The sequence below is a fragment of the Fundicoccus sp. Sow4_H7 genome (assembly GCF_052115865.1).
In the GTDB taxonomy this organism is placed as follows: domain Bacteria; phylum Bacillota; class Bacilli; order Lactobacillales; family Aerococcaceae; genus Fundicoccus_A.
In genome coordinates, this window is sequence record NZ_JBQKME010000004.1 from 175810 (window position 1) to 201309 (window position 25500).

The window sequence follows — 25500 nt, forward strand, 5'->3', positions numbered from 1 at the left end:
CCAAAAATTCAAAAAAATAACTATTATCCATCAATTTTTCCCCTTTTCAATGTTCACATTTATAGTTTCAGCTTTTTCTTTTTTAAAATCAACAGCTTAATCGTGCGCGCGATCATTTGTTATCCGAACTTCAAAAAGATTTTCAATATTGTAACTGCTAATCTGAATTTACCAGTAAGTTAACTTCCTCAAACTCGACCCAAACTCAATTAGTATCTCTTTTTAGCCATAGAATCTATTGAATTCTTTGTAAATAGATTAATATCTATTAAAACTTGGTTTTTCCACTTTTTTAAATTCCTTTTATCTCATTACATAAACGTGCGTTATTGTTTTAGAAGAGGTTTTAAAATTTAATTGTTTTTGATTTTTGAAATAATATATGAATATAGTTGTTTCAACTTTTTGAGTTCTATTAGTTTCATGTATTGTTCCATAAATTCCCAATCAGGTTTGCCATTTTTTGAAGGCAACAGAAACTTTGTTTTTTTTAGTCTTTCTCCGTTTAATTGTACACCAAAAGATGCTTTGGACTCGGCTGAATTAGATAACATCATTGATATAAATAATCCTGAATACTTGGTTAGATTTTGTTCGTGTAATTCATAAATTGAAGAACCAGCTCCGCCACGACCGACGAAGTCATGGCCGTGATAAAATGCTTTACCAGTAATAGGGTTGATTGTCAATGAGTTACCTTTTGTTAAATGTTTAACATCAGCTTTTACAAAAGCACTTATTCCATTATTTATTGATGATGTTGAGACAAAAGGATGATCACCTTTGACATAATTTGTTTCCGATAATCCTTTGACTCTGTTAAAAATAAAAAAAGTATTAATCTCATAAGAGTTCCATTCAACCCCCACAAGCGTCATATCACTACTCCCTTTTAAATCATGCTCTAATTCTTTAATTTTAGGTTCTATATATTTAAGTATACTTTGAAATTTGTTTTCAAAAATTATTTTGCCCTTTGTTTCCATAAATAACCAATCAGGGGCACCATGATGGTCAATAGGTAACATTATTTTTTCACGCTTAATTCTAAAATCATTAATTTCCCTATTAAAATGATACTTCTCATTTAGTCTACTAAGTAAATTGCTGATAAAGATATAAATATAATTATTCATTTTAGAACTTTTTAATACAGTTACATGGTCACTTGCAATAAATTCATACGGATGAAAGAAAGTTGCCCCTACGCTCCCACTATTAGCTATAGTTAAGCAATTGCTAAATTTTCGAACACCAAAATCATTACCAATAAAACCATCAACGCCATTTTTTTGAGCAGATGACGAGACATAAGGGATTTTACCAGGTATTTGATTTGATTTAGTTAATCTTTTTCCTCGTTGAATTAAATCAAAAATATCTTTAAATTCAAAATAATTCCAATCTTTTTCTTTTTTTATAATTGTATTAGTCATATTCCTCACCATCATTTTTTTTTTCAAATAGATACTCTCGATTATGTAAAACCATGTCAAGTTCGAACGTCAAATAATCAGCTATTTTTTCTTCGAAAGAAGATTCTTCCGGAATTGAATCATTAAAATAATAGAAAGAATGTAACCATTCATCAGTAGCCTCTACGGTTGTTTCAACACAAAAATCATTTGTTGTTTCAATTTGGTTATTCCATACATTTAATAGATGCTCTCTTTTATCAACTGCTGAAATAGTTTCTACCAATCCTATGTGTTTTCTAACCTCGTACCCATCATTTTCAAAATTAATAAACTTAGCTTCATGAGTTTTTAAATGAGGTATTCTAGCTGTAAAGATAGCTATACAAGGATTTGTTCCCACACCATAAAAAGTGTTTTTATTAAGTGTAATTACGCCTTCAAGTGTATGTTTTTTTAATATATTCTCTTTGACATTTTTTTCAAAACTGGTTTTTCCAGTCATTGAACTTTGAGGAACAATAACTGCTACCCTACCACCTTCAACCATTGAATCTAATAAGTGTTCTGTAAATGATATCTCATATAATGATTGATTTTCTTTACTTCCTTGTGAATATGGCGGATTCATCATTCCAACAGTGAATTGCTCTTCTTGCAATTTATGAGGATTTGTAGCTAAAAAGTCAGTATTTTGTAGATTGCTTTTTCCATCTCCTCGTAAAATCATATTAGTTGTAGCAATGGTAAACATTCGTGATTGTGATTCAATACCATGTAGCTGATTTTTGCGAATTGAACGTCTTTTAAACTCATCTTCCTGACTAGTTTGTTCTAACATATAATGCATTGCAGCTACAAGAAAACCACCTGTTCCACATGTTGGATCGAAAACAACATCATCTACACCTATGTTTAATAATTCGCAAAATAGGTCTGTAATATGTCGAGGTGTTAAAACTATTCCTAAAGATTGTCCATCCCCTCCAGAATAGCTCATAAATTCACCATAAAAACGGCCCAAAACATCTTCACTAGTTTTTGAATATCTAATATTCACATAGATATTATTATAAAGAAATTCAGTGTAATATTTTAATGGTGATTTTTTCAATTCTTTGTGTTCCGCATTAATTTGGCGGTTGTCTTTAATAATAGTGAATTGATTTAAAACCTTGTCAAGTTTTGTTGTAGGACTTACCTGCGACCTCTTTAAACTAGATTCAATTGCTTCGTAAATTTTCGTTCCATCATTTTTTACTCTATCTCCTGTTAATTGATCTAAAGAAAAGTTTTTAAATTCAATTTCACTCAAAGCGAGTAGAATACCCGATACAATTATTGGTTTATCTTGATCACCAATAGAACCAAAATTACGTAATGCTTCATGTAAATCTTGTGCATCTTTTAAAATCATAGCTAATTCTTTTTCTTTATCAGTATCTTCTTTTAGGACTTCTCGAATGTAGTACGTTTGAATGTTTTCGTGAGAAAAGTTAATAAAAGTTTCTATTTCATCTAGCTCAATATATCTCCCGCGTTCATCAATAAAATAAGGTGTGATTTTGTGATGTTTTTGGTTACCAGAAACTCCAACTCCGAATATTTTTTTAAAATTAGTTTTTTCAGCAATATTAATGCCATACCAAACTGCTCCGTTTACTGCGAAATTTGTAATTCCCACTGGTGTTTTATCCAATACTTCATTTTCATTTTTTAGTTCGTGAAATGTTGTATCTGCTTTATTCTCTATTACAATCACAAAGTCATTTACAACTCCAACATATTCTGGCTTACCACTATTCCCTGTCATTCTTTTAGATGAAGATGATAATGCATTATTTATTTCCTTTACAGAACTTTTTTCAGGTTCTAACACATCTCCTAATCCTGCATCCTTAATTAAATCATAGACCCAAAGATCTGTTTTTCTTTCTACTGCCATTAGTCTTCTCCTTTTATACAATGTAAATTCAATTATACATGATTATTAAATTATTCTAAAGCTCATTTAAGAGTACACGTTGAGCCAGTAGGTAAAAATTTCTTCTCATTTTAACAATAAAAGATATTAACCTATAAATTGAACATTAGGAAACAGCAATACTGTATCAGTAGTTAAGTGCGAAAAAATCAAAAAATAGTCGCACATTTAAAATGGATTTCAAGGGTAAACATGCAGTTGCTTGTAAACTCCTTGCGTCGCTAACAAGCACTAGCCCTTGATATCCATTTGAAATATGCAACTTTGAAAGTAAGCCAGCCACAAAGGCAGGTAATACAATCAAAGGAAGTGTAAATTATGAAAATAGTATCATTGTTAAGTAGCAAAGCGCGAGAAATTTTTAAAGAAGTTTCGGTGACTGAACTCTTAAACCCAAATTTTATTATTGATAATCAAATACTCACTAAAAGAGATATTGAAAAACTATCAATAATACGCGAAGCTTATGAGTTATATGCCTTGGATAGTCTTAAGAATGTACAAATAGGAAGTTCAAGACAAATGATGTACCATTTAGAAAAGATAATGTGCCATTACAAAGAAGAAGTTTTAGTTGTTCTATTGTTAAACACAAAAAATGAAATTATTAAGATGGAACAAATTTTCAAAGGGACGGTAAATTCTAGCAACGCACACCCTAGAGAAATATTCAGAAAGGCTGTTCAATACGAAACAGCAAGGATTGCGATAGCTCACAATCACCCTTCTGGTGACTCTGAACCATCAGAAGCAGACATCTATTTTACTAAACGAATGATAGCTTGTGGAGAATTAATGGGAATTGAATTACTAGACCATATCATAGTTGGAAAAGGTCAATCAGTTTCATTAAGAGAAATTACAAACTTCTGGAGTTAAAAATATAACAAGCGCTTCACTTCTTGCCACCATGGCAAGAAGTGAATATGAAAAGGAGAAAAAATATAATGAATAAAAATGTATTGATTATGCTTGCGCAGTTAGAAACATTACAAAGCTTCGATATTAAATCATATGTACAGGCGGTTATTGCACTTGAAACAAACATTTATAATCAAGATGAACTAGATTTAATATATGATAAATGGCTAGATAATGACCTACCACTAATTAATCAAACATTCCAAAATGTGGTATATTGATAGCTAAAAATAAGATAATAAATAAACTTCTTGCCACTATGGCAAGAAGTTTAAATGTTACTCACAACGAAAATATGAAAAGTTGGTGAATGATTATATCATTTATGATATAATACAAATATGGAAAAACAAGTTGAATTTGAATTATTAATTGTTAATGGCAAATCCGAAATTATCAATTTTATCGAAAGTCTTAATGATAAGGATATGGATAAACTCTTAATTACGATAGACAAAATTGAAGAATATGGCATAGAAGTAGCTAAAAAAATGAAATGGATAAAAAAACTAGATAAAGAATTTTTTGAAATCCGCTCTAGTGTTGGTAATAATATACAACGTTGTCTTTATTTTCAGAAAGTAGACAACATCTATCTTATTATTCATGGTTTCACTAAGAAAACGCAAAAGACACCAAAGAAGGAAATCGATCATGCACAACATTTGATGAAACGATATAAGGAGAGATAAACAATGGAAAAGTTTACTACAAGAAAGGTATCCGACTATATTAATGAGATGAAACTAGCGGATAAAGAGTTTTCAGAAAGAATGGAAATTGAGAGTAAAAAACTTGATTACGCTGTTTTAGTAATGAAATTAAGAGAGTCTATGGGATTAACTCAAGATGAATTTGCTAAATTAGTACATAAACCACAATCAACCATAGCACGAATTGAAAACGGAAACGCTAATCCTACTATCAAAACACTTGAAACTATTGCAGAACTTAGTGGAAAAAAATTAGTAATGAGTTTTGAATAATTCTTCATTAAAAAAGAACTTCTTGCCATCCTGGCAAAAAGTTCTTTTTTGTTCAAAATTCATCTAAGTTTTTCGATTTAAGATTTAATTCTTAATTCTTCTTTAATAGCAGTCTGTAAAATATTAGAGAAATTTACTTTGCGTTTTTCAGCTTCGTCATTTAACCATTTTGGAATCGTTAATGTCTTTTTTACCGCTTGTAAGTCTGCTTTCTGTTTAATCGGTGCAATCCAAACGTCAGCATAGGCCACTCTTTCATTTTCGTGTATTGTATCAAAATCTAATGATACTTCCGGTAATGGTTTTCCTTGTTTGATCATTGTAAATAAAACACCGCCTAAAACATCTTTAGCGTTTATCATTGCTTCTTCTAAAGTTTCACCATCTGTAAAGCAATTTTCAAAATCTATAAAATCCACATAGAAAATGTCATCCTCATGAGTAATTATGTATGGGTAAGTAACTAATGTCTGCATATATACTACTCCTCTTTCCTTAAAGGACAGGACTAAAATTTTAGCCCTGTAATCCTTTCGATTTTTGTTAAAGTTCCAGATGGTATATCTTTTTTCGTACATTTTACAGGACATATCTTTCCATCTTTTGTATAGATTTCATGAGAGCCTGTTGTATGGTCAAGAATCCAACCATCTTTTTTTAGTTCTTTAACAACTATTCGGTAAGGTTTGGTTTTTGACATGTCATGTCCTCCTTACAACATTAATTATACGTGTTATTTACACGTGTGTCAATAAAAGCTATTCATAATAACCCTTTAAAAGCATAAATTACAATGTCTTATCAAAAGTATTTAAATGTTGATTCGATTCTATGTTAAAAAATCGAAATTTATAGTATTCTTCCCTTTATTTTCAAATTCAAGATGGTTGATAATATTACTTTTAATTTTTTCGCTATTATCTGATTTTGAAATAATATCAATGTTATCAATTCTTGATGTTTTTAGATACTCATTTACTTTCTCATTGACTACCGCCAGCGATTATTACCAATTAAGCCAACTTTTTTACCGCCTAATGCCAAACAATGTACCACCGTTTGCCACGAAATATACCATGTATTTAAATATCCCACAATCAGCTGATACAAGCATGATTGTGGGATGAATTATACAATCCTTTGGATTGATGAACTAATTATTTTATTGATTCACAAATATTAACTCTTCCATTCTTCACGCAAAATACCCATTCTGACTGAATCGTAATAATATTCATTATAATATCGTACTTTCCTTATTCTTGCTTCCATCTTCATACCTAATTTTTCTCCAACTCGAATCATGCGGTTATTGCCAGACCATGTCGTAAATCCGACACGCACCAATGGAAGTGTATTAAACAAATGATTAATCCATATTTTTAACGCACGAGTTCCTATACCTTTTCCCCAGTTACGAGATTCATAGAGTAGGATTCCCGCTTCCAACCATTTGGAAGGTTCATGTTCCCAATAATACGTCACGACTCCTATAAAAACTCCGTTTATTTCAATTGCCCAACAATCTTTTTGATTAACCCAAGAATCGGATTTTTTCATAAAATCCTCATACGTCTTTGAAGTATGAGGATAGTACGGAGCATCCCATTTTTTCCATTCAGGAGCTTCTTCTTTATAAACAAGTTCCCAAATATTAAATAAATCTTTTTCTTCAATTGGACGAATAGTTAATTCTTCATCTTTATACATGAAATCCTCTTTTCACTTTTTTATTTTTGATTGAAAAGAAGAAATTTTGTGTACCTACTTTTCAATCACCGATTTTGTATAATATTTTTTCATTTTAATCACGCCTTTCAATTTAATTATTCATATTGTAACATTTCACTACAGCGCATACAATTCGGGCTTAAATACACTTTTGAATATTGGATAAAAGAGTGTGTTAAATGCTGTTGGAAAGGCCGTTCCGCTCACGCATTGAAACATCCCCGTCAATCTTTATTTCGTGAGAATTGTAGACTATCCGATCTATAATAGCTTCGCCGGTTGGACCACTTCCCAGTTTATGATGCCAACCTTCAGGACTCATTTGCGTACAGAATATTGTAGAACTCGTTTTTTCTCGTTTCTCAATGATTTCCATCGTTAAGTAGAGCTCCTCTTCATTTAAATCATTTAGGAGCCATTCATCTTATGAAAAGTAAAATATTATGTAAAGTAAGGCACTGAAACTGTAATTTCAATGCCTTTTGAAGAAAGTTTCTTTTCATAATAGAGAGTTCCAATTCTCATATTACTAACTCTAAATAAATTCTTTCAACCAATCTAGTAGAACTTCTTTTTCATTCATAGTCAATATTTCTTCTGGAAGAACATTATTACTAGCTGCTTCGATTGCTTTTCGTTTAATTTCTGGATTAGATTTCGCATAGATTTCCGTTGTTGTGACGGATACATGACCTAAAAAATCTCGAATATAAATCAAATTAACATTTGCTTCTAGTAAGTGCATTGCTTTACTATGCCTTAAGGCATGAGGTGAAATTTTTACTGGGAAATGATTAGAGTTATTTATACGTGCTATTTCAAAGTGTTTTTTTAGAATATAACCTATGCCAGCACGACTGAGTCTTCTTTTCCGTTTATTAAAGAAGACTGGAATTTCAAGGTTTTTTTCATCGATTAATTGGTAGTCATCTATATAAGATTTCAAGATATTTACTGTCTGCGGTGTAATTGGTATTACACGTACTTTTTGTCCTTTACCAAGTAACTTTACAGTTGCTGGAGAAGACAGTCTCAAATCACAAATATTTAAATCTATCATTTCCTGAACCCTTGCACCTGTATCATACAAAAGCGTCAAAATGGCTAAATCTCTTTTTCCCTCTTTGGTTTTACCATTTGGAGTAGCTAAGAGTTTTCGAATTGCATTAATTGATAAATAAGTCATTTGTCCTGTATTTTGAACTTTTCTTGTTTTTATTGAAAGGATGGAATTACATCTCTCCAAGTTCTCAGGCGTTTCAATTTGTAGAAATCGAAAAAAAGATTGAAGTGCAGCAAGTCTTTGATTTCGTGTTCTGATGGCGTATCCTTTTTCATCTACTAGCCAATTCAGAAAATCTTCAATAAAGTCTTTATTCATATCGGTGAGTTTCATTTTTTCGGGCTTTAAATTAAGAACATCAGTGCAATATCTTAATAAAACGGTGAATGTATCGCGATATGATTTGACTGTATTTTCACTATAGTCCATTCTTGACGGGATGTATCTAAGAAAGTATAAAGATAAATATTTTCCGAAATTATATTTACTCATTTTCTTTCACCTCCGGAAATACATCCTGATACATTCCAGCAGTTAAATTAATGATGATACCATAGGCATCACTCGTCAGCCGCAGATACTGTTCTGTACTTATAATATCACTGTGTCCCATATACGTCTGTAATATTGGAAGTGCAGAATAAGCATCTTGTCCCTGGCTAACCATTTTTTCCAAAGAATGAACTGCAAAAGTGTGACGTAAATCATGTATCCTGGGATTAACAGATCCAGAAGAAATTATTCCAGCTTTGAGTAATATTCTTCTAAAATCGTTTAATATCGAAACACTTTTGTATTTTTGAGCATCAGGAGCTGGATAAAAATAATCTTTGGTTTTCATATCAAATGCCATTTTTTTGACATAATTACAGCAATAATCCGTTAAGGTTTCTGACATAGGAACGAGCCGCGTTATATTGTTTTTGGCTTTATTTATTGTAATTACACCATTTTTTAAGTTGATATCTGTTTTATGCAGAGTCAAAGCTTCATTAATCCGTAATCCACATCCGTATAACATTCGTAAGAGCATTGGATAAATGAGACTATCATATTCACTATTCTCCGCCAAGCTTAAAGTATCAATTATCGACCAAATATTTGAAATTTCTTTATGTGTGAAAATATAGGGGGTAAAGTTATCTCTTATTTTAACAAACTCATTTTTCGGAAATACATAGAAATTGAATTCTAATGTATTCATGAACAGGGCAAACTGTCTAATAGTGCTCATCCTCTGGTGCTGTGTTTTAGTAGACTCATTGCCTCGTTTACTCACATAATCATTCACCATCTTCTTTGTAAGAATAGGGTTTTTGAGTTCATATGTTTTAAAAAAATTATCAATCTGTCTTAATCTATAGTAGGATGACACTTGAAATTTATAACCTAAACTTTTTTTATGATCGACATACATAGAGCAATATCTAGCGAAAGGTCCATTAAAGATGTATTCCTTTTCTGTATCTATCATAAGGGTACCTCCAAACCAACGGTTCGGAGCTGTTCGATATCGATACGAAGATACATCTTAGTCGTATTCGAATTTTCATGGCCTATGATTCCTGAAATAATAGGCAACGGTGTGTTATCTTGTAAAAGGTTGCTTGCCAAGCTGTGCCTCATTGCATGGAGTCCATGTTTTCTCCCATTGGTTTCAATTTCTGAAAGAATCAAATATTTATTAACTACACTCCAGATCAACTGAGACAGAAACAAAAGTTATTAACCGATAAAATTATCTCCTGTAATAACCATGTCCTCGTCTATCAAGAAAAAATTGAGAGCGAGCCTAATCTGGCGGATATCTGGGAAGAAGCCATTCATCGGTTGGAATCTGAAATAGAGGACTTCAAAGAGGAAATTATGCGCATTGATCAGCGACTCAAGAAGGACTATTCAGACTACGACATTCGACAGATCACTCACCTAGTCAACGCACTCGTTGAAACGGCTAAGACCGCAAAAGACAAGTCTCAGTTAAAAGATATCTACCTTGCTTTCATAAAAGAAATCCAGTGGGACAAAGACACCCAGAAGTTTGATATCCACTTGTACTTCGATGAAGGCAATATTGCAGAGTATCTCGGTATCAAACCCCACCCTGACCCAGACTACCGCACTCAAGACATTGGCCACGAGACAAACAGTTCCAAACAAGAGAACCTTCCAGACGGAGGGTTCTTTTTGCGTCGTCCGATTGAGATATGGGTATAACCATTCCCCGAAACCCCGACGGTTTCAGAGAGGAGACACATAAGACGACATAGGAGACTTCCCGATTTCCCGACGATTTTAGAAGGATAAGAGTTTGAGTGAGGACCTTATTTCCTCTTCGGCAAACACACCAAAGCAGAGCTCACAGGTTTTCCTGTAAACTCTGCTTCATTTTTTTTGATTAGATAGATGATCAAGTTGGGTTTTCCTATCTATGGGCTCTTACTTACTTCAACTAAGGACTATCTAGTAACCCCCCGAAACCCCGATGATTTTAGAGGGTAGAGATGCATTGAGTAAGCACTCTCATCTACCAAACAGATGTAATTTTTATCATCATTTATGGTACGCATGTCCGTATCATCGATAGGTAATAAATTTTATTATGTATTGGTACGATGTTAATAATATAACTTATGGGGGCTGGGACAAAAGCTCCCATAAGTTATTAGTTTTATTTTTTGTGTTATTTTTTGTTATTTAGTTTCTTTTGCTTTTCTTTAGCTAATAACACGTTTGAGTACTCAAAATTAAACACTCTTGAAATTTGCTGTGTCTCATTATATGGGCGTTCTGTAAGAAGTAAGTCTTTTAATATAAATTGACGTAAAACCCCTCTTGCTAAGTTGTTATTTTTTAATTCATCATATAATTTTTTGGTATCTCCAGTACTTGGATTATGTCGAGTGTTTTCTAAATAACTACCACTGACTATTAGTTTTCGAGCAACACTCATCTCGTCTTGCATCAAATTTTCATAAGTTAACTGTAAGGATTGGGTCCCCGTATCAAAAACGCTTTTAGAAATAATGGCATAGCATATTATTTCAACAAAATAAAAAACAAACTTTTTTGCTGATAGCTCTATTTCTGCTCTACCAACCTCTTTAATATTATCTACTTTTTCAGAAATTCTCTCAGTAATAAATGAAATCAGACTTTCTCTCTCATTTTTTAATGAATTTATCACACGTGTCCCAGTTCTTAAAGATAATCCATATGCAGAATCTAACAAATTATATTTCACGTCCTTAATAATACTACCAGAATAGTTTTTTAGGATTTGTCCTATTACTGCAGAAAGTTCATTTGCTTTATCGGCCTCTATAGCATACCCACTTTTAACATATAATGATTCGTCTTCCTCTTCCGCTTCTTTACTGCTATCATTAACTTGAATAAAATGATCTTCATTTTCATTATTAGAATCTCTGATTTCATTATATCGTTTTCTATTCTCTCTCGTAGATGATTTTTCAAACACTAAAGATGGTAATTCTGTAATCAATTCATTTAACTCGTTTATATCTTGTTCCATAATCAGTTCTGCTTCGTCTAGAAGTAATGAGTTTGCATAATTTACCACACTCTCTAGTATAAATTCATCTTTAGATAAATGGGTTAGAAACATTAATACGTTTGAATTAACGCCAACATCGATTCCTTCAATTAGACCTTTGATTTGGTTCTTAATTGTATCTTGTGATATATTCTCAGCAAGATATTGTGCTGTAAAGAAATAAAAAGCATAGTTATAAGTAAATGAAAATCGATCGTCAGGATATTTTTTTAAGATTTTACTATCCATTAAATTCGCTTTATATTTAGAAAAATCTAAGACGGTGGATCCTAATTCATATTGATCTAAGTAAACTTGATGGAACTTTTCCCACTCTGAATGACTTAATGATTTATTTTCATTTACGTATACTGCAAAAGCTAAGTGATTTAAGTAGTTTTGTAAGGTAGCAATTTCATTAGATCCTATTCCAATATTCATCAATTGTTGTTTGATTATTATTTCATAAAAATATCCATTAGATTGACGATTGAATTCTACTAAATTATTTTTATTGTCAATTGATTGTAATATCACTAAGATATAAATTGGCGCTTTAGGTACGTAACTCTTACCAATTACTTGATTTACTTGACTAGTATATTCCTTGGTTAGGTTTATGATATCTGCTTCACCAAAGGTGTATTCATTTCCAATTGTAATCCATTTTTCAACAAGCTCTTCTCTTCGCTTGTAACCGAATCTCTTCATTTGTAAGTAGTTTATTTTCGAGCTTACCTCTGATTCTAGACTAACTATTTCTGACAATCCCTCTCCAGAAGAATTTGCTGTAATCACTACTGTTCCAAAATTAGAATACAAAGCCTTTAGTAATTCTTTTTTACCAGAAGTATTCATCGCAATTAATTCCCAATTGTCAATGAAAACTATTTTTTTATTTTTATCTAATTGCCTGAATCTTTCAAAAAGCTGTTCTTGGTACTGGTTCTTAATATATTTCTTCAGCCTCGCACTTTCAAATTTCCTGACATAATCTATATTTTTAATAATTTCAGCATCTATATAAACTGATACCAATCCCTTACTATTTGATTCCTTTATATATCTTTTCAAAAGGGTTGTTTTTCCAGATTCAGAATCTCCTTCAATAAACCATATTCCTAACTTATCGTGGATGCTTTTTATAAGATTATCCCCTGCTATAGTCTCTTTTTTCTCTTCAATTGCTTCCTCGAAATCTGGGAAAACATAAATATCATCTATTTTTAGTCTATCTACTCTTGGATGTTTAATGTTAGCTCCTAAGTCTTCAATAAACTCATTATGTGATTCACTGAATAAAAACAAATCGCTCGTTCCTTCAGAAATTTTAATACGTTTTCTTTTTAATGTATCAATATTTTCTTTAACACTTTCGACAGACATATATTTTTTTTGTAAGTCATTCCACATAAATTTTTCTACATAAATATTAGTAATACCAAATTCTTCAAATCTGATTTTTATTAAATTAAATTCACTACTTGACTTATTTGCGTTTTCTTGGAGTACACTTCCTTCTAATATGAATGTTTCTCCTTCTTTTGTTTTCTTAATGAAGTCATTTCTTGCGTGTTCATGACCGGTTATTATTAAATCAGAAATACTTTCTAGCTTATTTTCAAATTCGCGCTTATTATTCGGCTCTAACCAATGTAATGGATGATGAAAAACAGAAATATTAATTACTGATTCATCGCTAAAAGCTAAATCTTCAAATGAAGACATTGGCATAATCATTGTTCCAGGCTTTTCATCAATAAAAGAATCCCAAGCAGTATTAATTAAATTTATTCTAATTTTATTTCCATTTGAAACTTTATAATCTACGGTCTTAAATAAAATGCTATTTTGCACAGTAGAAATAGATTTCCATTCATCTTTAAAAACCGAAAAGAAAACATCGAAATTATTTTGCACCACAATATTTTTTAGAGTAGAGTCCTCTACTTCATTATTATTCACAATGTCTTGTATCAGAACTCTTCGAGTTCTTGAATCAATTTGAGAAAAATCGCAATCATGATTTCCGGGGACACAAATAAAATCAGCATCAGTAAATTCAGAGGTAATGCTTTCGAAGAACTCCAATGCAACCTCATACTCGCTTTCTCTCCCACTAAATGCTATGTCACCACTCATAATGAATAATAATTCGCTATTATTGGTGTTTCTTGATTTTATAGCTTGTATTATTTTATCTTTTTTATCCACTAAAGAATCACTTACATCTTTAAAATGAGCGTCTGAAAAATTTACAATTAATATTTCCATAGAATCTCCTTATAGGGTTTCCTCATTTATCTTAGCATTATAAATTTAGTTATATTTTTTTCCCGACATTACTTTTATTCTACTGAGCAACACTCCGGTACTTCTTATAAGCTTCTTTAGCCAGAACAATTTTAACAGCGTGGTACAACTCGGTATCTTGGAAGATTTTCTCATATGCTTTCATTTTCTTGTCGTGAGTTTCGATCGTTCTATCATACTGTTCGATTGTCTTATCTTCAAAGTATGGTTGAAAACTATCCAAAAACATATTGAAATCATTAGATTTAGCTGATTGTTCCAATTGTTTGTTACCTTGATTAATGACTGATACCAAATCTTTCAGAATTACTTTATTTTCTTCTGATACTACACCAGGATATTCTTTATTGATTCCTTCAATGATGCTGTATTAAGTCTTGAAAGTTTATCTTTTGAAACAATAGGTTCATTCAATTAAACCCCTCCTATATTTTATTTTTTTCGTCTTGAATTTACTCCTCTGCATACAATTTATTCTAATGGTACTTGCAACCCATCCAAATGCTCTCGCAGCTTGAGCACTCTGTTAATTGCTACTTTATAATTTCCGGGAAATTTCAATAGTCTCTGAATTGTTCTTCGTATATTAGGTCGTTCTGACACTTTCATTTCCCAGTCCGCAGTCATCTCTTCTAATAGAGGTTGTGTGAGTTCTTTACTTAGTTTCATGATTTTTTCATTCGTGTAGAAATCTTGAACGTTTTCAGGGTTAGCAATTGGATGATAGACAGTCATATCTGGTCAACTTACTACCAAAGCGAACATGTTTATGTTGGGATCCCATTGCTTATTTTGCTAACTCTACCAAAGCTTATCATGTACGTTGCAAATCGTCAGCTTCGTAGTCAGCTGTTTCTGTTTTTATAATATCATTTTATTTTTGAAGAAACACTAGCTCCTCAAAGTTGTATCTATTAATTAGTATAAAATCCCCACATCGACCGTCAATGTATCGAAGTGAGGATTTATCTTATATTAAATTTTCAAACAGTCATTATTAGTAACCATATTTACTAAACACATAATACCTTAATTTATAATATACCCAACCAACTTCTATATTCTTCTATATCAATACTTTGACCTACATAGTCTTCAAAAGGATCATGTCCCTCTTCTCTATCCAAACTGATGCGTTTCAATTGATATTTTCCATTCGTACCGATTTCATTCTGTATAGTAAAAGTATCATATAACCATTGCAACTCATCAGAATTATTTGAATCAAAATCTTCCGATTCTTAAATATCTCTTATTTTCTGTTGATCTGAATTTGAGAAAAAATATATAAATGCTTTTTCAATCTCTTTGTCTTGCGTTGATCCAATCAATATTTCAGCTTCTTCATTACCAATAAGTACTAGATAATCCATATGAAATGCATCCCCTTATATTGTTATTAGATATATTATATTGGCCTTTTTAGGGTTTGTCTAGTAATTATCTAATAACACTCAAGGATACTTTTCTCCACGTCTAATTCCTTATTTATTAAACATCCCGAGTTTCTTCTTCTATTACTTCGATTGAGGAATGACTATTTACTAAGTCTACAGTTTGTGCTGGTGCGTTGATGATTGATAGCAACAGGTTGAAGATGCTTTTTGATACTTCTAATTAATCATTTATTCTTCAGGAAATCGAACACCCTCATTTTTTATAATTATTTTTGCGTATTATTCCATCGGATACTTTTTTCATTTAATCAACTTCTCTTTCGATTAATAACTTTCTAATAGTGTATTATACGACTGAATATCTCCATAATAAATATATCTAAAAGCATTAGTCAAATCCACATTATGGGTCGGCTCAAAAATTACATGTCCTCTTTCATTAAGCTCAGTATTAGCATACATGACATTTGGTCCACTCAAATCTTCTGTTCCGACTCCAAAGAAGTATAAGTGTGGATCGTCTGATAAATATATTGAAAAGATTTGAAAGTGTTGGTTAGGCGAATTGTAATGATATACCTCGTCTCGATAGTAGAGATTCACTCCCCCTCCCATCAGCCGGGAATTAGGTAAGACATAATCAGTGACCGATAAGCCCATAAAATTCTTAGGATATTCAAATGAAACAAGTTGATAGGATTGTCCCATTGAGCTTTGCCACTTCTCAATAAAATTCAATAACATGTACTCTTTATCTAGGCTCCATCCATAATGGTTATACAAAAATTCTAACTCTGATTTAGTATATGATTCTTGTATTTCTTGTTGTGTTGGTAAAGTTACTTGCTCAGCATTCACATGTAATCCAAAAAAACTACTTACAAAAAAAGATATTATCATTAAATTCATCATATTTTTATGTGCCCTACAAAGTATATACTGAATTACATTATGCCTGTTTTTACTTTTCATTTTTATCCTTCCTTTTTCGAATTATACGCGACTTTTAATTATCATGTTGGGTTACTCGTAGTACATTTTTTAAATTCTTTTTATACTTATACTTTTTCTTTGCGCCACACTTTGATTTATTCTGTTTATACTGATTAAAGTACTCTATAACGGTTCCGCCTTCCTTTAGGAAGGTAACGACATTATAGACAGGTTGATTCGATCGACCGATTTTCTGAGCAATTTTATAAGGTTTCAATCCAGTATCATAATAAGTTTCTATCCAGCTAAGTTCTTTCATGGTAAGATGTGTGTAGGCCATTTGTGGTCACTCCTCTAATTTTCGTGGTTGGATCTTGGTGAGAGTGTATCACAAATGGTTTTTAATTTTTCTAGCTTAATTTTACAATTCAAGTTTTTATTAAATGCATATTGACTCAATAAACAATCCTATTATATATAATATTGCGAATATTTTATTATTTAATATTATAAATATGTAGTTATATAGACGTCTTTAAAGTTTCAATTGATAACCCTCTAAGAAACTTGTCTTAAAGATTCCTTCTCCTCTTAGATAGACTTTACCAAACTCATCAAACAATCCATGGAATTCCTGCGCTTCCCAAAGGGTAAAACGGGAATCTAAGCTGACTTTTTGTCGCATCATCTTGTAATTATCCACACCTACTACCCCTAATTCTCTGTATAACTTCTGTGCATACTTATCAGAGACAAAGACAGGCAGGTCGAAAATATAAAGCAGGAAAACATCCGCCGTCTCCTCACCCACACCGTGAAGCCGCAATAACTCTTTGCGTAAGTCCTCTTGGTATCTGGCTTTAATACCTTCTAGATTATTATTGTGACTTTCAAACCAAGTCAAGACAGAGTGAATAGCCTTGCTTTTATTCTTATAGAAACCAGCAGGACGTATTAAATCTTGTAAGGCGTCCTCGGTTAATGATAGTAAGTTGGCTTGGTCTAATTGAGTCGCTTCTTTCAACTGATTCAATGCGCGGTCAGCATTAATCCAATTGGTATTCTGAATCAGGATTGCCCCTACCACAATCTCTATCCGAGACTCGGCTGGCCACCAGCCCGTCTCACCCATCTCTTCTAGCATAATCTTAAATAAATCATATTGGTTAATTATCTTCATTCAACCCCTCCTTGTGTCAGCTTAGTATATCAAAAAAACCTAACTTCCAATAATATTGAAAGTTAGGTTCTTGTTTCGATGAAGTCTGGCACCGATTACGGAAAAAGACACCGCTACTTAATCGATGTCCGTTATTCAAGCTAATCGGACTTCGTTCCTCTAACAATGTCCATCAATCTAGATTCCACACCCACTATTGATTAATAATCCGGTAATATGCCCGAGAAGTAATAGCATAGAACAATAAGTAAACCACAATAAATATCAACAAGACTGACCCGTAACCTATAAGGAATGTCGGAATCTTGACGATGCCTACTATTCCAAGCAAGCTGTACATTATCTTACCAGCAAAGAGTGAATGAATCACCGCTATCATAATCGGCAAAGCAAAGACCCAGAATATTTGCTGTCTAATCGTTTGCTTAATTAAGTTTTCTGGCAGACCGACTTTTCGCATGATTTGGTATTTCTCTTGGTCTTGGTATCCTTCAGAGACTTGCTTGAAATATAGCATCAAGACTGTACCGATGATAAGAACTAGCCCCACTATGATTCCTAAAAATAGGAAACCACCATTCAGCATGTACAAGTCACTCGCAGTCTGAGCACCTGATATAGCTCGAACAAGGCCATTCTCTTCGAGATGAATAAAGTTATTCGTGGCGATAGCTTCTTCAATATGATTCTTAGTCGCCCCATCTTTTGCGTTAAAGTAGAGTGAGTACATCATCAGATTCTCAACAGGATTGCCATCGATATCTGTTAATGGAAGCGCGTCAATTAAGTGATTCAGATCCTCTATTTCCGGAAAAACAACTAAGGTAATCTGACCGACCATATTCATCGGCAAGTAATCCAAATTAATTAATTGTGTCCGATAATCTTGGCCGGCAATCTGAATGTGTCCAGCTCCATTAATATCTGAGGAGGTTGAGACAAGAAGAACTTCATCCTCTGCTAATTCCATATTCTGATTATAGTAATTGTTAAAGTCATCTAGTGATTCTCCAATGATATACCACAACCTATTATTACTCGTTCCTTCAATCGCTTGGAATTCTCCCTCTTGATATTGGGCAGGCATAATAACTTGTCTGAATAAGCTAACTCCCTCAACTTCACCATCTCCTTGCAGATTCAACCGCGCTTGTTGTAAAGCCTCTTGAATCGAAGCATCATCCAACTCAGTTTCTGCAGGAAGATAATTCAATTCAAAATCATATAAGGTCATTCTAGCAACTTGCTCATCCATGCCTAAATATAGAGTCAACGTCGTACCTAAGGTCAATACAATTCCGGTACATAGAATAGCAATCGTCGCCAAGCTGGTCGCATTGGCTTTCATTCTATATAACATTCCAGATATGGATAGAAATGGTACTGGCTTATAATAGAAGTCTTTATTCTTCTTCATTAATTTTAAACTAATAATACTTAGGCTGGTTAACAAAGCATAGGTAGCAATAATTACTAAGAAAATAGCGACGAACACCTTCATCAAGGCATCTAAAACGTCTGTCGTCGTCAACGCTATATAGTAGCCCCATGCCAAAGTCACAAGCCCAATCAATAATAAAAACCAACGCGACTTAGGTTCAGCTTCCCCGGCATTCACTTGGCTTAATAACTCTGAGGGATTCAATCGACTTAAGCGTAAACTATTAATAATGAAGATTAAAAGCATAATCCCCAATAAGATTGCTGTCGTTATCAGGGCTGCTCGCATATTAAATGGATAATCAGAGAGCCCTGCCCCTGCATCGCGAATCAATCGATTCAAGCCCATGAATACTAATTTACCAAAGACAAAACCTATACCCACAGAAAGCACACTGCCAATGATGGCCGTCAGTAGCTGTTCAATGAAAATAACGCCTCTAATGTGTTTGCCCTCAAGACCTAAGACTGTATAGAGGGAGAACTCTAACCGTCTTTGTCTCTGAATAAAGTTGTTAGCATAGAGAATAAAGATAACGATGAGTAAGGTTGAAAAGAAGACAGCCATCATAATAATCGTAGGAAGAGCAGGATGGCGAGTCTGAACGTAGTCGTTAAAGATTAAAGAGACCATAATATATTCCAAAGCCATAATCAGAACGACCGCTAAAAAATAGGGGAAATAAATGGTTCTACGCTTAGAAATTCCTTCAATCGCCAGCTTGGTTAGTAATGAGAGTGTCATCTTAAGCACCTCGATCCGCTAATAAAGTTAAGCTTTGCGAGATACGTTCATTGAAAGACTGATTCGACTCATCTCCTCTATATAATTCGTGATAGACCACTCCGTCTTTAATGAATAAGACCCGCTTAGAGAATGAAGCAGCATAAGTGGAATGGGTGACCATCAGAATAGTATTACCAGCGTCATTCAAGTCTTCTAAGATGTGTAAAATTTGCTCTGAAGACTTAGAGTCCAAAGCACCTGTTGGTTCATCTGCCAAGAGTAAAGAAGGCTTAGTAATAATAGCACGCGCAATGGCTACACGTTGTCTCTGCCCTCCAGAAATCTCATAAGGGTATTTGTCGAGTAATTCTTCAATGCCCAACATCGGCGCAATCTGATTGATAGCTTGATCCATATCCTTCACTGACTTATTCGAAAGCACAAGGGGTAACAGTATATTATCTCGATTAGAGAAAGTATCTAAGACATTAAAGTCTTGGAAAACAAAACCTAATTGTTCTCTACGAAACATGGCAATCTTATCTTTCTTAATCTCTGACGTATTCATGCCATTCAGATAGACTGACCCTTCTGTCGGTTGATCAAAGGTGGCGATAATATTAAGCAAGGTCGACTTTCCTGACCCTGACTCTCCCATAATGGCAACAAATTCTCCCTCGTTCACGCCAAAATCAATACTCTGCAAGGCGGTTGTTTGGTTACCACGTGACTTATATACCTTTTTTACATTTTGAACATCTAGTAACATAATATCCCTCCGTTAATTCATTGTTTAATCGATAGTTAAAGTATAGAGAATACTGTGTTTTCCTTCCTTTACCTAAACTTACAATGAACGCTGCTTATCTTACAATATTGTAAGTTTGGATATCCCGATGGAATTGAATAGTAAAAGATGTCCCTTGATTGAGAGTAGATTGTACGTTTACTTCTTGGTCCAGACGTTGAGAGATTAACTTCACTAGATATAGACCAATCCCGCTGGATTTTTGATTTAGCTGACCATTAAAGCCGGAATACCCCTTATCAAAAATCTTAGGCAAGTCTTCCACCTTAATGCCCCTACCACTATCTTTAATCTCTAACTGATAAGTCTCGGAATTGAACTGAATCCAGATATCACCTTGGTCTGTGTATTTTAAGGCATTGTTCAAGAGCTGTTCTATCATTAAACTTGTTAGGTTGGCTTCGGTTACAACTTCTGAATTAATGACTTGATAGTGGAGACGTATCTTCTTCTGGATAAACTGCGATCGGTATTTGCGGATTATTGGAGAGAGAATATCATCTAAAGATCGCTTACTAATCACCATATCTGTTGTAGGATTGGATAATTTCACATAGTTCAAGGCCATATTGGTGTAATTCTCAATATAGAGCATCTCTTGACGCAACTTAGGTAGAGCATCTTCATCGGGATTGGCTAGGACGAGTTGACTCGCTGTAATGGGCGTCTTCATCTGATGCACCCACATAATGAAGTATTCTTCCAAATCTGTTCGCTTCCTTAAGCCATCTTCCTTCACCCGCACTAATTCTGCCTCAACTTCCTCCAATCTCTCTTCGAAAGAAGTCTGCTTTTTAAAGTTGACTGCCTTGTAAGTTAAGTAGACGCCCATAATAATGAATAGAAGCCAGAACAATACCCCAAAAGCTTCCATAGAAATGTCAAACAACAAAAAACTCAGCCATATTGTTAAAAGCATAGTTAGAAATAATATTATGGGGCCTATTTCACTTTTGAGAAAATTAATCATCATGATTCCCCGCCTTCTCTTCACTGATTCGATAGCCATAATTCTTCTTTGTCTCGATAAAATTATCTAGGCCAAGCTTTCTCAATTTCTTACGAACGCGTGTCATATTCACCGCTAAGGTATTATCATCAATGAATTGATTGTTCTGCCAACAGTAATCTAGAATCGCTTCACGCTGGACGAAGCGACCTTTCTGCTGGAATAAGATGGTCATAATCTGTAATTCAGTAAAAGTTAAGCTTGCTTCCTGGCCATGAGAGGCAATGGTTGACCGACTCACATCCAAAGTCGCTTCGCCCGCTTTGAATTGGTCGGTTTGAATAGCGAAGTCGTAGGTCCGTCGCAATAAAGCTTGCACCTTACTCACCATAAACTGCCGATCAATCGGCTTCACAATATAATCATCTGCGCCCATCTGCATCGCCATAATCATATCCATCGAATCAGATAAAGACGAGATAAAAATGATGGGAACATTCGACTCCTTACGAATTTCTTGGCACCAATAATAGCCATTATATGAGGGCAGATTCACATCTAGCAATATAAGGTGTGGTTGGAATTGCCTAAACTCTTCTATAATATAGTCAAAATCCGTCACAATATAGACTTCATAATTCCAAGTCTCAAACGACCGGCCTAATTCTTTAGCAATAATTAGGTCATCTTCAATTAACATAATCTTCATCCTCATTCACCCCAAACTTATAGTCATTTTTTTAAGCTTACCATAAAATAGCTGGAAAATAGAGTAGCGCGTGTAAATATAGGAGAGGTCGATTGGTTAGGTTTTTGGCGCGTTCTTATTTGGCCTAGTAGAGATGGGGGACGACTACCCGGTCTTTTCTTTTTTTATTTGGCCGGGTAACAACGGCTACCCGGTCTTTTCCTGCCTCATTTGGCCGGGTTGCACCACCTACCCGGTCTTTCCTAGCCTCATTTGGCCGGGTAAACCAACCTACCCGGACTTTGCCTTCCTCATTTGGCCGGGTTGCACCACCTACCCGGTCTTTTCCTTTCTCATTCACCTTGCAGCAACTGGCACACTATATCCCAATCTCTCCAAATAAAATCCCCTCAAGCCCGCTATCTACCGAAAGCTGACTCAAGGGAGCTTTTAATGATATGATCTTGCTTATTCCACAACTACATGTTTCAACTGAACATCGACAAAGGCATCGGGGTGCATATTTTGTACGTAGTCTTTGGCTACATAAGCGTTACTGTAGAAGTAGACTGGGCAAAATGTAAAGCTTTACATTTTGCCCAATCCACTTGAATTTGTTCGCCAGCCTTATGATTGAGTATGTGGCTAAATCTCGTTTTATTTAGATAATCATTGAAGTACTTTTTAAACTGAGTCAACTGATAGTAAATCTGTCCATTTAGTCGACAAGTTTGAGCATATTCTTCCCACAATAACTGCATCGTGACACCTGGTTTGACTAAATCCTTCGATAAGGCTTCATAATTTGGCATCACATGGTAAGTAATCGCCTGTTTTTTCTGAGACACTCTAAATAACTCTTCGATTTCTTTCACTGACCATTGAGATAATCCTTCGTATCCTAAACCTTTTTCTTGAGCAATATTGACCGTTCTTGTGACTGTACTTCTACCAGAACCAACAATTTTAGCTATCTGTCTTAAACTAAAACCCGCTTCGTGTAGCCGCACCATTTCTAAATAATTGGGCATATCTGCACCTCCATCATATTATTGTATGATTTCCTCATACTCCCTAGTTATACCATTAGAAGAACAAAAAGAACCACAAAAGTGGTCCTAGTAGAGTGATTTGGGTGGTACAAACAATAGCGATTTAGGTGGTACAATGAACCGCGACGAGGTGGCACTATTAGAGCGCCGTATCCAATTATAATGCGACACCTTCTTTTCCAGCAAGTTTACCGACGGATGTGTGACGATTTGGTTTTGGGAAATATTAGCCAGAAAAAAAGTACATCTCAGGGGTTAAACCTTGATGTACTTTCTAAATTAATGTGATACCGGCTATAGGGATCGAACCTACGGCCCCCGCGTTACGAGTGCGATGCTCTACCAACTGAACTAAACCGGCATTCTTTGTGTTTTGAACTAAAGAGAATATTATAAACCTTTCAGCGAAAAATAACACAGATAGTTTTCAGTTTCAAGCTCATTCCTCTAGCTCAGGATGGTTAATCCCTAGAATACGTTGTTGGCGTTCCTCGATATTTTGAATATCTAGTCTTTCCGTAAAATTGGGACTCGTTAGATTAAACAGATAATTACTGTAATCCTTAATATAGTTTAGCTTCTTCGGATGTGCAGAATAAGCAACTGTCAACAAAGAGTCAAACAGTGCCACCACTCCAGAAATATCTTGCTTCATATAGTGAATTAATTGCCAATAACTTTCATATAAGTCTTTTGGAAAATTATTGAAATCATAAATCACGTTACCTCCCGAAGAAAATGTCTCATCAGTGTCTTCGCCCATTACCACAAACCTTCCTGGTATACTGGCAAATTTTGAATCCAACAAAGCCTTGTAGTTTAAGATATAAATGGCGGTATTAGGATCATTTATGCCTGGCGAAACCGCCCTCAGAGCTACTTCAATCAATTTAGCTCGAGCAAAATTTGGATCGTACATAGAAGAAGGTTTTTCTTCATAAGTTAGGGTGCGGTTTATTGCCGCTTGGAGCTGTGATTCATCTTTAACTTTTCGGTTAGTGTATAAATCGACTAGCGGCTGATTTGCGGAAATAAACTCTCCTATTCTTAGATGTAGCACTATGGTGCCTTTGAATTCCTTGCTCAGTTCAACTAGTCGATTAAAATTAATATATTCAACATAACCACTCTCGTTAGCCTTTACTGTGAAGATGTGTAGCGTGTCTATTTGAGGAAGATGATCCAACAAAGGCATTTCTTGAAAGTATTCAATCGTTTCATCCGCAACTGACTCGGCCTCCTTGTACAATTTAGTCACAAGATGGTTCAATTGTACGGATATTGCCACATTATAAACGAACTTCGTAAAATAAAAAACGCAGGCAAGGGCGTACAATAAGGCAATGGAGGCCGAAACAACCAAATATTCATCTTCTGAATTGCGCATAAAAAACAAAGAGGAAAGACAATAAATAAAACCACCAAGAAAAATCCCCAAAGTTTGCATAGATGTTTTCTGTAAGAGAAAATTCTCAACAGTCCGGGGACTGAAATTAGATGAGTAGAACGAAATGACCGATAACATCGTCCCAAACGTGAAGGTTGCCACTGAAAAAAGGGAACCCGCTAGCAGGCTCAAGATTGATTTGGCCAGATTGACGCTCGTTAGAAAAACAGTCGGGAAATAGTCCACCACATTTATCATTCTGGTGTCGAGCAAGATAACACCAATCGCTAAAATGAAAGAAAAGAGCACGCTCCCTCCTAGAATAAGCCAAATACGTTTATCTTCAAAAAATAAGCCAAATGCCTTGACCATGTTCTATAACCCCTCCTTTGATAGAATTATTTTCTCTATTATACCACTCGCTCCTTAGGAATGACTTCTTTTCAGCCGTACTTTTTCTGATGTTCTTTCTTCAACTTTAAATACGCTTCATTTTCCCTCACAATTTTCCACTTCTCTTCAAAAATGGTAGCTGACTTTGCTTTTTCTTCGTCTATTATTCTTTCTTTTATGTCGCCATTTTCATCATATTTGCGACCACCTTTGTAATTGGCGTAACGTCTAGATCTAGTGTAGCCCATTTGAAGAAACTTCCGACTCATATCCATACCCACAAAATCACCGGCTGCCTGGTAATCCAAAAACAGCTGGTAGATTTTGTCAGAAGATACTTTAGCAATTTCTGGAGTCTTAAAACGCCAATGTGGTAGTATCTCGCTTTTATAAGGTTCTACCAGAAGCACCCCTTGTTCTCCTCGGCCCACTCGATACAATTCAGGCTGGTCCCGGAAGTTTATCTGAGCGAAATCCAGTTCATAATCAAAGGCCATGTTACCCCCCCTCATGTCGATCCATTTCACTTTTTCTGTTTAGTTTTGTTACTAAACATGACGTTAATTTTGTGTTCCAG

Annotated in this window: 27 protein-coding genes, 1 tRNA gene and 1 pseudogene; 5 read left to right on the forward strand and 24 right to left on the reverse strand. The window is 34.3% G+C overall.

The genetic code is table 11. From position 1 onward, the window contains the following. Positions 1 to 353: 353 nt before the first annotated feature. Both ACTQ54_RS05965 and ACTQ54_RS05970 read right to left on the reverse strand, forming a co-directional pair. Complete coding sequence (locus ACTQ54_RS05965; RefSeq protein WP_441755224.1) at positions 354 to 1436, reverse strand: restriction endonuclease subunit S; 1083 nt, start codon at positions 1434 to 1436, stop codon at positions 354 to 356. Beyond that, positions 1429 to 3360, reverse strand: coding sequence for an HsdM family class I SAM-dependent methyltransferase (locus tag ACTQ54_RS05970; protein ID WP_441755225.1), 1932 nt, complete (start codon positions 3358 to 3360; stop codon positions 1429 to 1431). Before ACTQ54_RS05970 ends, ACTQ54_RS05965 begins: the two co-directional genes overlap by 8 nt. Positions 3361 to 3717: 357 nt before the next feature. Here ACTQ54_RS05970 and ACTQ54_RS05975 point away from each other — a divergent pair, with 357 nt between their 5' ends. The 4 genes from ACTQ54_RS05975 (at position 3718) to ACTQ54_RS05990 (ending at position 5306) form a co-directional block, all read left to right on the forward strand. Then, positions 3718 to 4278, forward strand: coding sequence for a JAB domain-containing protein (locus ACTQ54_RS05975; protein WP_441755226.1), 561 nt, complete (start codon positions 3718 to 3720; stop codon positions 4276 to 4278). 68 nt (positions 4279 to 4346) lie between these two features. Further along, positions 4347 to 4541: a hypothetical protein gene (locus tag ACTQ54_RS05980; RefSeq protein WP_441755227.1), complete on the forward strand. Its 195-nt coding sequence runs from the start codon at positions 4347 to 4349 to the stop codon at positions 4539 to 4541. 120 nt (positions 4542 to 4661) lie between these two features. Then, the gene (locus ACTQ54_RS05985) at positions 4662 to 5012 is read left to right on the forward strand and encodes a type II toxin-antitoxin system RelE/ParE family toxin (RefSeq protein WP_441755228.1); all 351 of its coding nucleotides are present in this window, start codon (positions 4662 to 4664) and stop codon (positions 5010 to 5012) included. A gap of 3 nt (positions 5013 to 5015) precedes the next feature. Continuing rightward, on the forward strand, positions 5016 to 5306 hold the full coding sequence (locus ACTQ54_RS05990) for a helix-turn-helix domain-containing protein (RefSeq protein WP_441755229.1): 291 nt from the start codon (positions 5016 to 5018) through the stop codon (positions 5304 to 5306). Between the two features lie 77 nt (positions 5307 to 5383). On the opposite strand, the gene ACTQ54_RS05995 is transcribed toward ACTQ54_RS05990, so the two are convergent. From ACTQ54_RS05995 to ACTQ54_RS06025, 7 genes and pseudogenes are all read right to left on the reverse strand, one after another. Next, positions 5384 to 5782 carry a type II toxin-antitoxin system HicB family antitoxin gene (locus ACTQ54_RS05995; RefSeq protein ID WP_441755230.1) on the reverse strand — a complete coding sequence of 133 codons (399 nt, stop codon included), beginning with the start codon at positions 5780 to 5782 and terminating at the stop codon, positions 5384 to 5386. A 32-nt stretch (positions 5783 to 5814) separates the two neighbouring features. After that, positions 5815 to 6006 carry a type II toxin-antitoxin system HicA family toxin gene (locus ACTQ54_RS06000; RefSeq protein WP_441755231.1) on the reverse strand — a complete coding sequence of 64 codons (192 nt, stop codon included), beginning with the start codon at positions 6004 to 6006 and terminating at the stop codon, positions 5815 to 5817. 479 nt (positions 6007 to 6485) lie between these two features. After that, positions 6486 to 7016, reverse strand: coding sequence for a GNAT family N-acetyltransferase (locus tag ACTQ54_RS06005; protein ID WP_441755232.1), 531 nt, complete (start codon positions 7014 to 7016; stop codon positions 6486 to 6488). 196 nt (positions 7017 to 7212) lie between these two features. Then, a pseudogene (locus ACTQ54_RS06010) lies at positions 7213 to 7449 on the reverse strand (ATP-binding protein); the annotation flags it as partial. Between the two features lie 123 nt (positions 7450 to 7572). Next, positions 7573 to 8592: a tyrosine-type recombinase/integrase gene (locus tag ACTQ54_RS06015; protein ID WP_441755233.1), complete on the reverse strand. Its 1020-nt coding sequence runs from the start codon at positions 8590 to 8592 to the stop codon at positions 7573 to 7575. After that, on the reverse strand, positions 8585 to 9574 hold the full coding sequence (locus ACTQ54_RS06020) for a tyrosine-type recombinase/integrase (protein WP_441755234.1): 990 nt from the start codon (positions 9572 to 9574) through the stop codon (positions 8585 to 8587). Before ACTQ54_RS06020 ends, ACTQ54_RS06015 begins: the two co-directional genes overlap by 8 nt. After that, positions 9571 to 9819 carry a tyrosine-type recombinase/integrase gene (locus ACTQ54_RS06025; RefSeq protein WP_441755235.1) on the reverse strand — a complete coding sequence of 83 codons (249 nt, stop codon included), beginning with the start codon at positions 9817 to 9819 and terminating at the stop codon, positions 9571 to 9573. The genes ACTQ54_RS06020 and ACTQ54_RS06025 overlap by 4 nt, the downstream gene beginning before the upstream one ends. Positions 9820 to 9966: 147 nt before the next feature. On the opposite strand from ACTQ54_RS06025, the gene ACTQ54_RS06030 reads away from it, so the two are divergent. Then, positions 9967 to 10317: a hypothetical protein gene (locus tag ACTQ54_RS06030; RefSeq protein ID WP_441755236.1), complete on the forward strand. Its 351-nt coding sequence runs from the start codon at positions 9967 to 9969 to the stop codon at positions 10315 to 10317. Positions 10318 to 10783: 466 nt separating this feature from the next. Here the strand turns inward: ACTQ54_RS06030 and ACTQ54_RS06035 are convergent, their stop codons facing one another. The 15 genes from ACTQ54_RS06035 to ACTQ54_RS06105 all read right to left on the reverse strand — a co-directional run bounded on the left by ACTQ54_RS06035 (position 10784) and on the right by ACTQ54_RS06105 (position 25420). Beyond that, on the reverse strand, positions 10784 to 13930 hold the full coding sequence (locus ACTQ54_RS06035; protein WP_441755237.1) for a metallophosphoesterase: 3147 nt from the start codon (positions 13928 to 13930) through the stop codon (positions 10784 to 10786). 79 nt (positions 13931 to 14009) lie between these two features. Then, positions 14010 to 14264: a hypothetical protein gene (locus ACTQ54_RS06040; protein WP_441755238.1), complete on the reverse strand. Its 255-nt coding sequence runs from the start codon at positions 14262 to 14264 to the stop codon at positions 14010 to 14012. 176 nt (positions 14265 to 14440) lie between these two features. Further along, on the reverse strand, positions 14441 to 14704 hold the full coding sequence (locus ACTQ54_RS06045; RefSeq protein ID WP_441755239.1) for a type I restriction enzyme endonuclease domain-containing protein: 264 nt from the start codon (positions 14702 to 14704) through the stop codon (positions 14441 to 14443). A 506-nt stretch (positions 14705 to 15210) separates the two neighbouring features. Further along, entirely contained in the window at positions 15211 to 15342 is a 132-nt protein-coding gene (locus tag ACTQ54_RS06050; RefSeq protein ID WP_441755240.1) for a hypothetical protein, read from the reverse strand. A gap of 348 nt (positions 15343 to 15690) precedes the next feature. Continuing rightward, positions 15691 to 16266, reverse strand: coding sequence for a DUF4767 domain-containing protein (locus ACTQ54_RS06055; RefSeq protein ID WP_441755241.1), 576 nt, complete (start codon positions 16264 to 16266; stop codon positions 15691 to 15693). A gap of 106 nt (positions 16267 to 16372) precedes the next feature. Next, complete coding sequence (locus tag ACTQ54_RS06060; protein ID WP_441755242.1) at positions 16373 to 16639, reverse strand: hypothetical protein; 267 nt, start codon at positions 16637 to 16639, stop codon at positions 16373 to 16375. Between the two features lie 195 nt (positions 16640 to 16834). Then, the gene (locus ACTQ54_RS06065) at positions 16835 to 17479 is read right to left on the reverse strand and encodes an endonuclease III domain-containing protein (RefSeq protein ID WP_441755243.1); all 645 of its coding nucleotides are present in this window, start codon (positions 17477 to 17479) and stop codon (positions 16835 to 16837) included. Between the two features lie 193 nt (positions 17480 to 17672). Then, the gene (locus ACTQ54_RS06070) at positions 17673 to 19664 is read right to left on the reverse strand and encodes an FtsX-like permease family protein (protein ID WP_441755244.1); all 1992 of its coding nucleotides are present in this window, start codon (positions 19662 to 19664) and stop codon (positions 17673 to 17675) included. A gap of 1 nt (position 19665) precedes the next feature. Next, positions 19666 to 20415 (reverse strand): ABC transporter ATP-binding protein, encoded by a 750-nt coding sequence (locus tag ACTQ54_RS06075; RefSeq protein ID WP_441755245.1) that lies wholly within the window; start codon positions 20413 to 20415, stop codon positions 19666 to 19668. Positions 20416 to 20509: 94 nt separating this feature from the next. Next, a complete protein-coding gene (locus tag ACTQ54_RS06080; RefSeq protein ID WP_441755246.1) occupies positions 20510 to 21343 on the reverse strand; it encodes a sensor histidine kinase in 834 nt (277 codons plus the stop codon). A gap of 73 nt (positions 21344 to 21416) precedes the next feature. Then, positions 21417 to 22103 carry a response regulator gene (locus ACTQ54_RS06085; protein WP_441755247.1) on the reverse strand — a complete coding sequence of 229 codons (687 nt, stop codon included), beginning with the start codon at positions 22101 to 22103 and terminating at the stop codon, positions 21417 to 21419. 530 nt (positions 22104 to 22633) lie between these two features. Continuing rightward, positions 22634 to 23122, reverse strand: a complete 489-nt coding sequence (locus ACTQ54_RS06090) for a helix-turn-helix domain-containing protein (RefSeq protein ID WP_441755248.1) — start codon at positions 23120 to 23122, stop codon at positions 22634 to 22636. 309 nt (positions 23123 to 23431) lie between these two features. Further along, positions 23432 to 23504, reverse strand: a tRNA-Thr gene (locus tag ACTQ54_RS06095). Positions 23505 to 23582: 78 nt separating this feature from the next. Further along, positions 23583 to 24902, reverse strand: coding sequence for a DUF2254 domain-containing protein (locus ACTQ54_RS06100; protein ID WP_022796604.1), 1320 nt, complete (start codon positions 24900 to 24902; stop codon positions 23583 to 23585). A 71-nt stretch (positions 24903 to 24973) separates the two neighbouring features. Then, complete coding sequence (locus tag ACTQ54_RS06105; RefSeq protein WP_138404456.1) at positions 24974 to 25420, reverse strand: DUF4385 domain-containing protein; 447 nt, start codon at positions 25418 to 25420, stop codon at positions 24974 to 24976. Positions 25421 to 25500 lie beyond the last annotated feature (80 nt).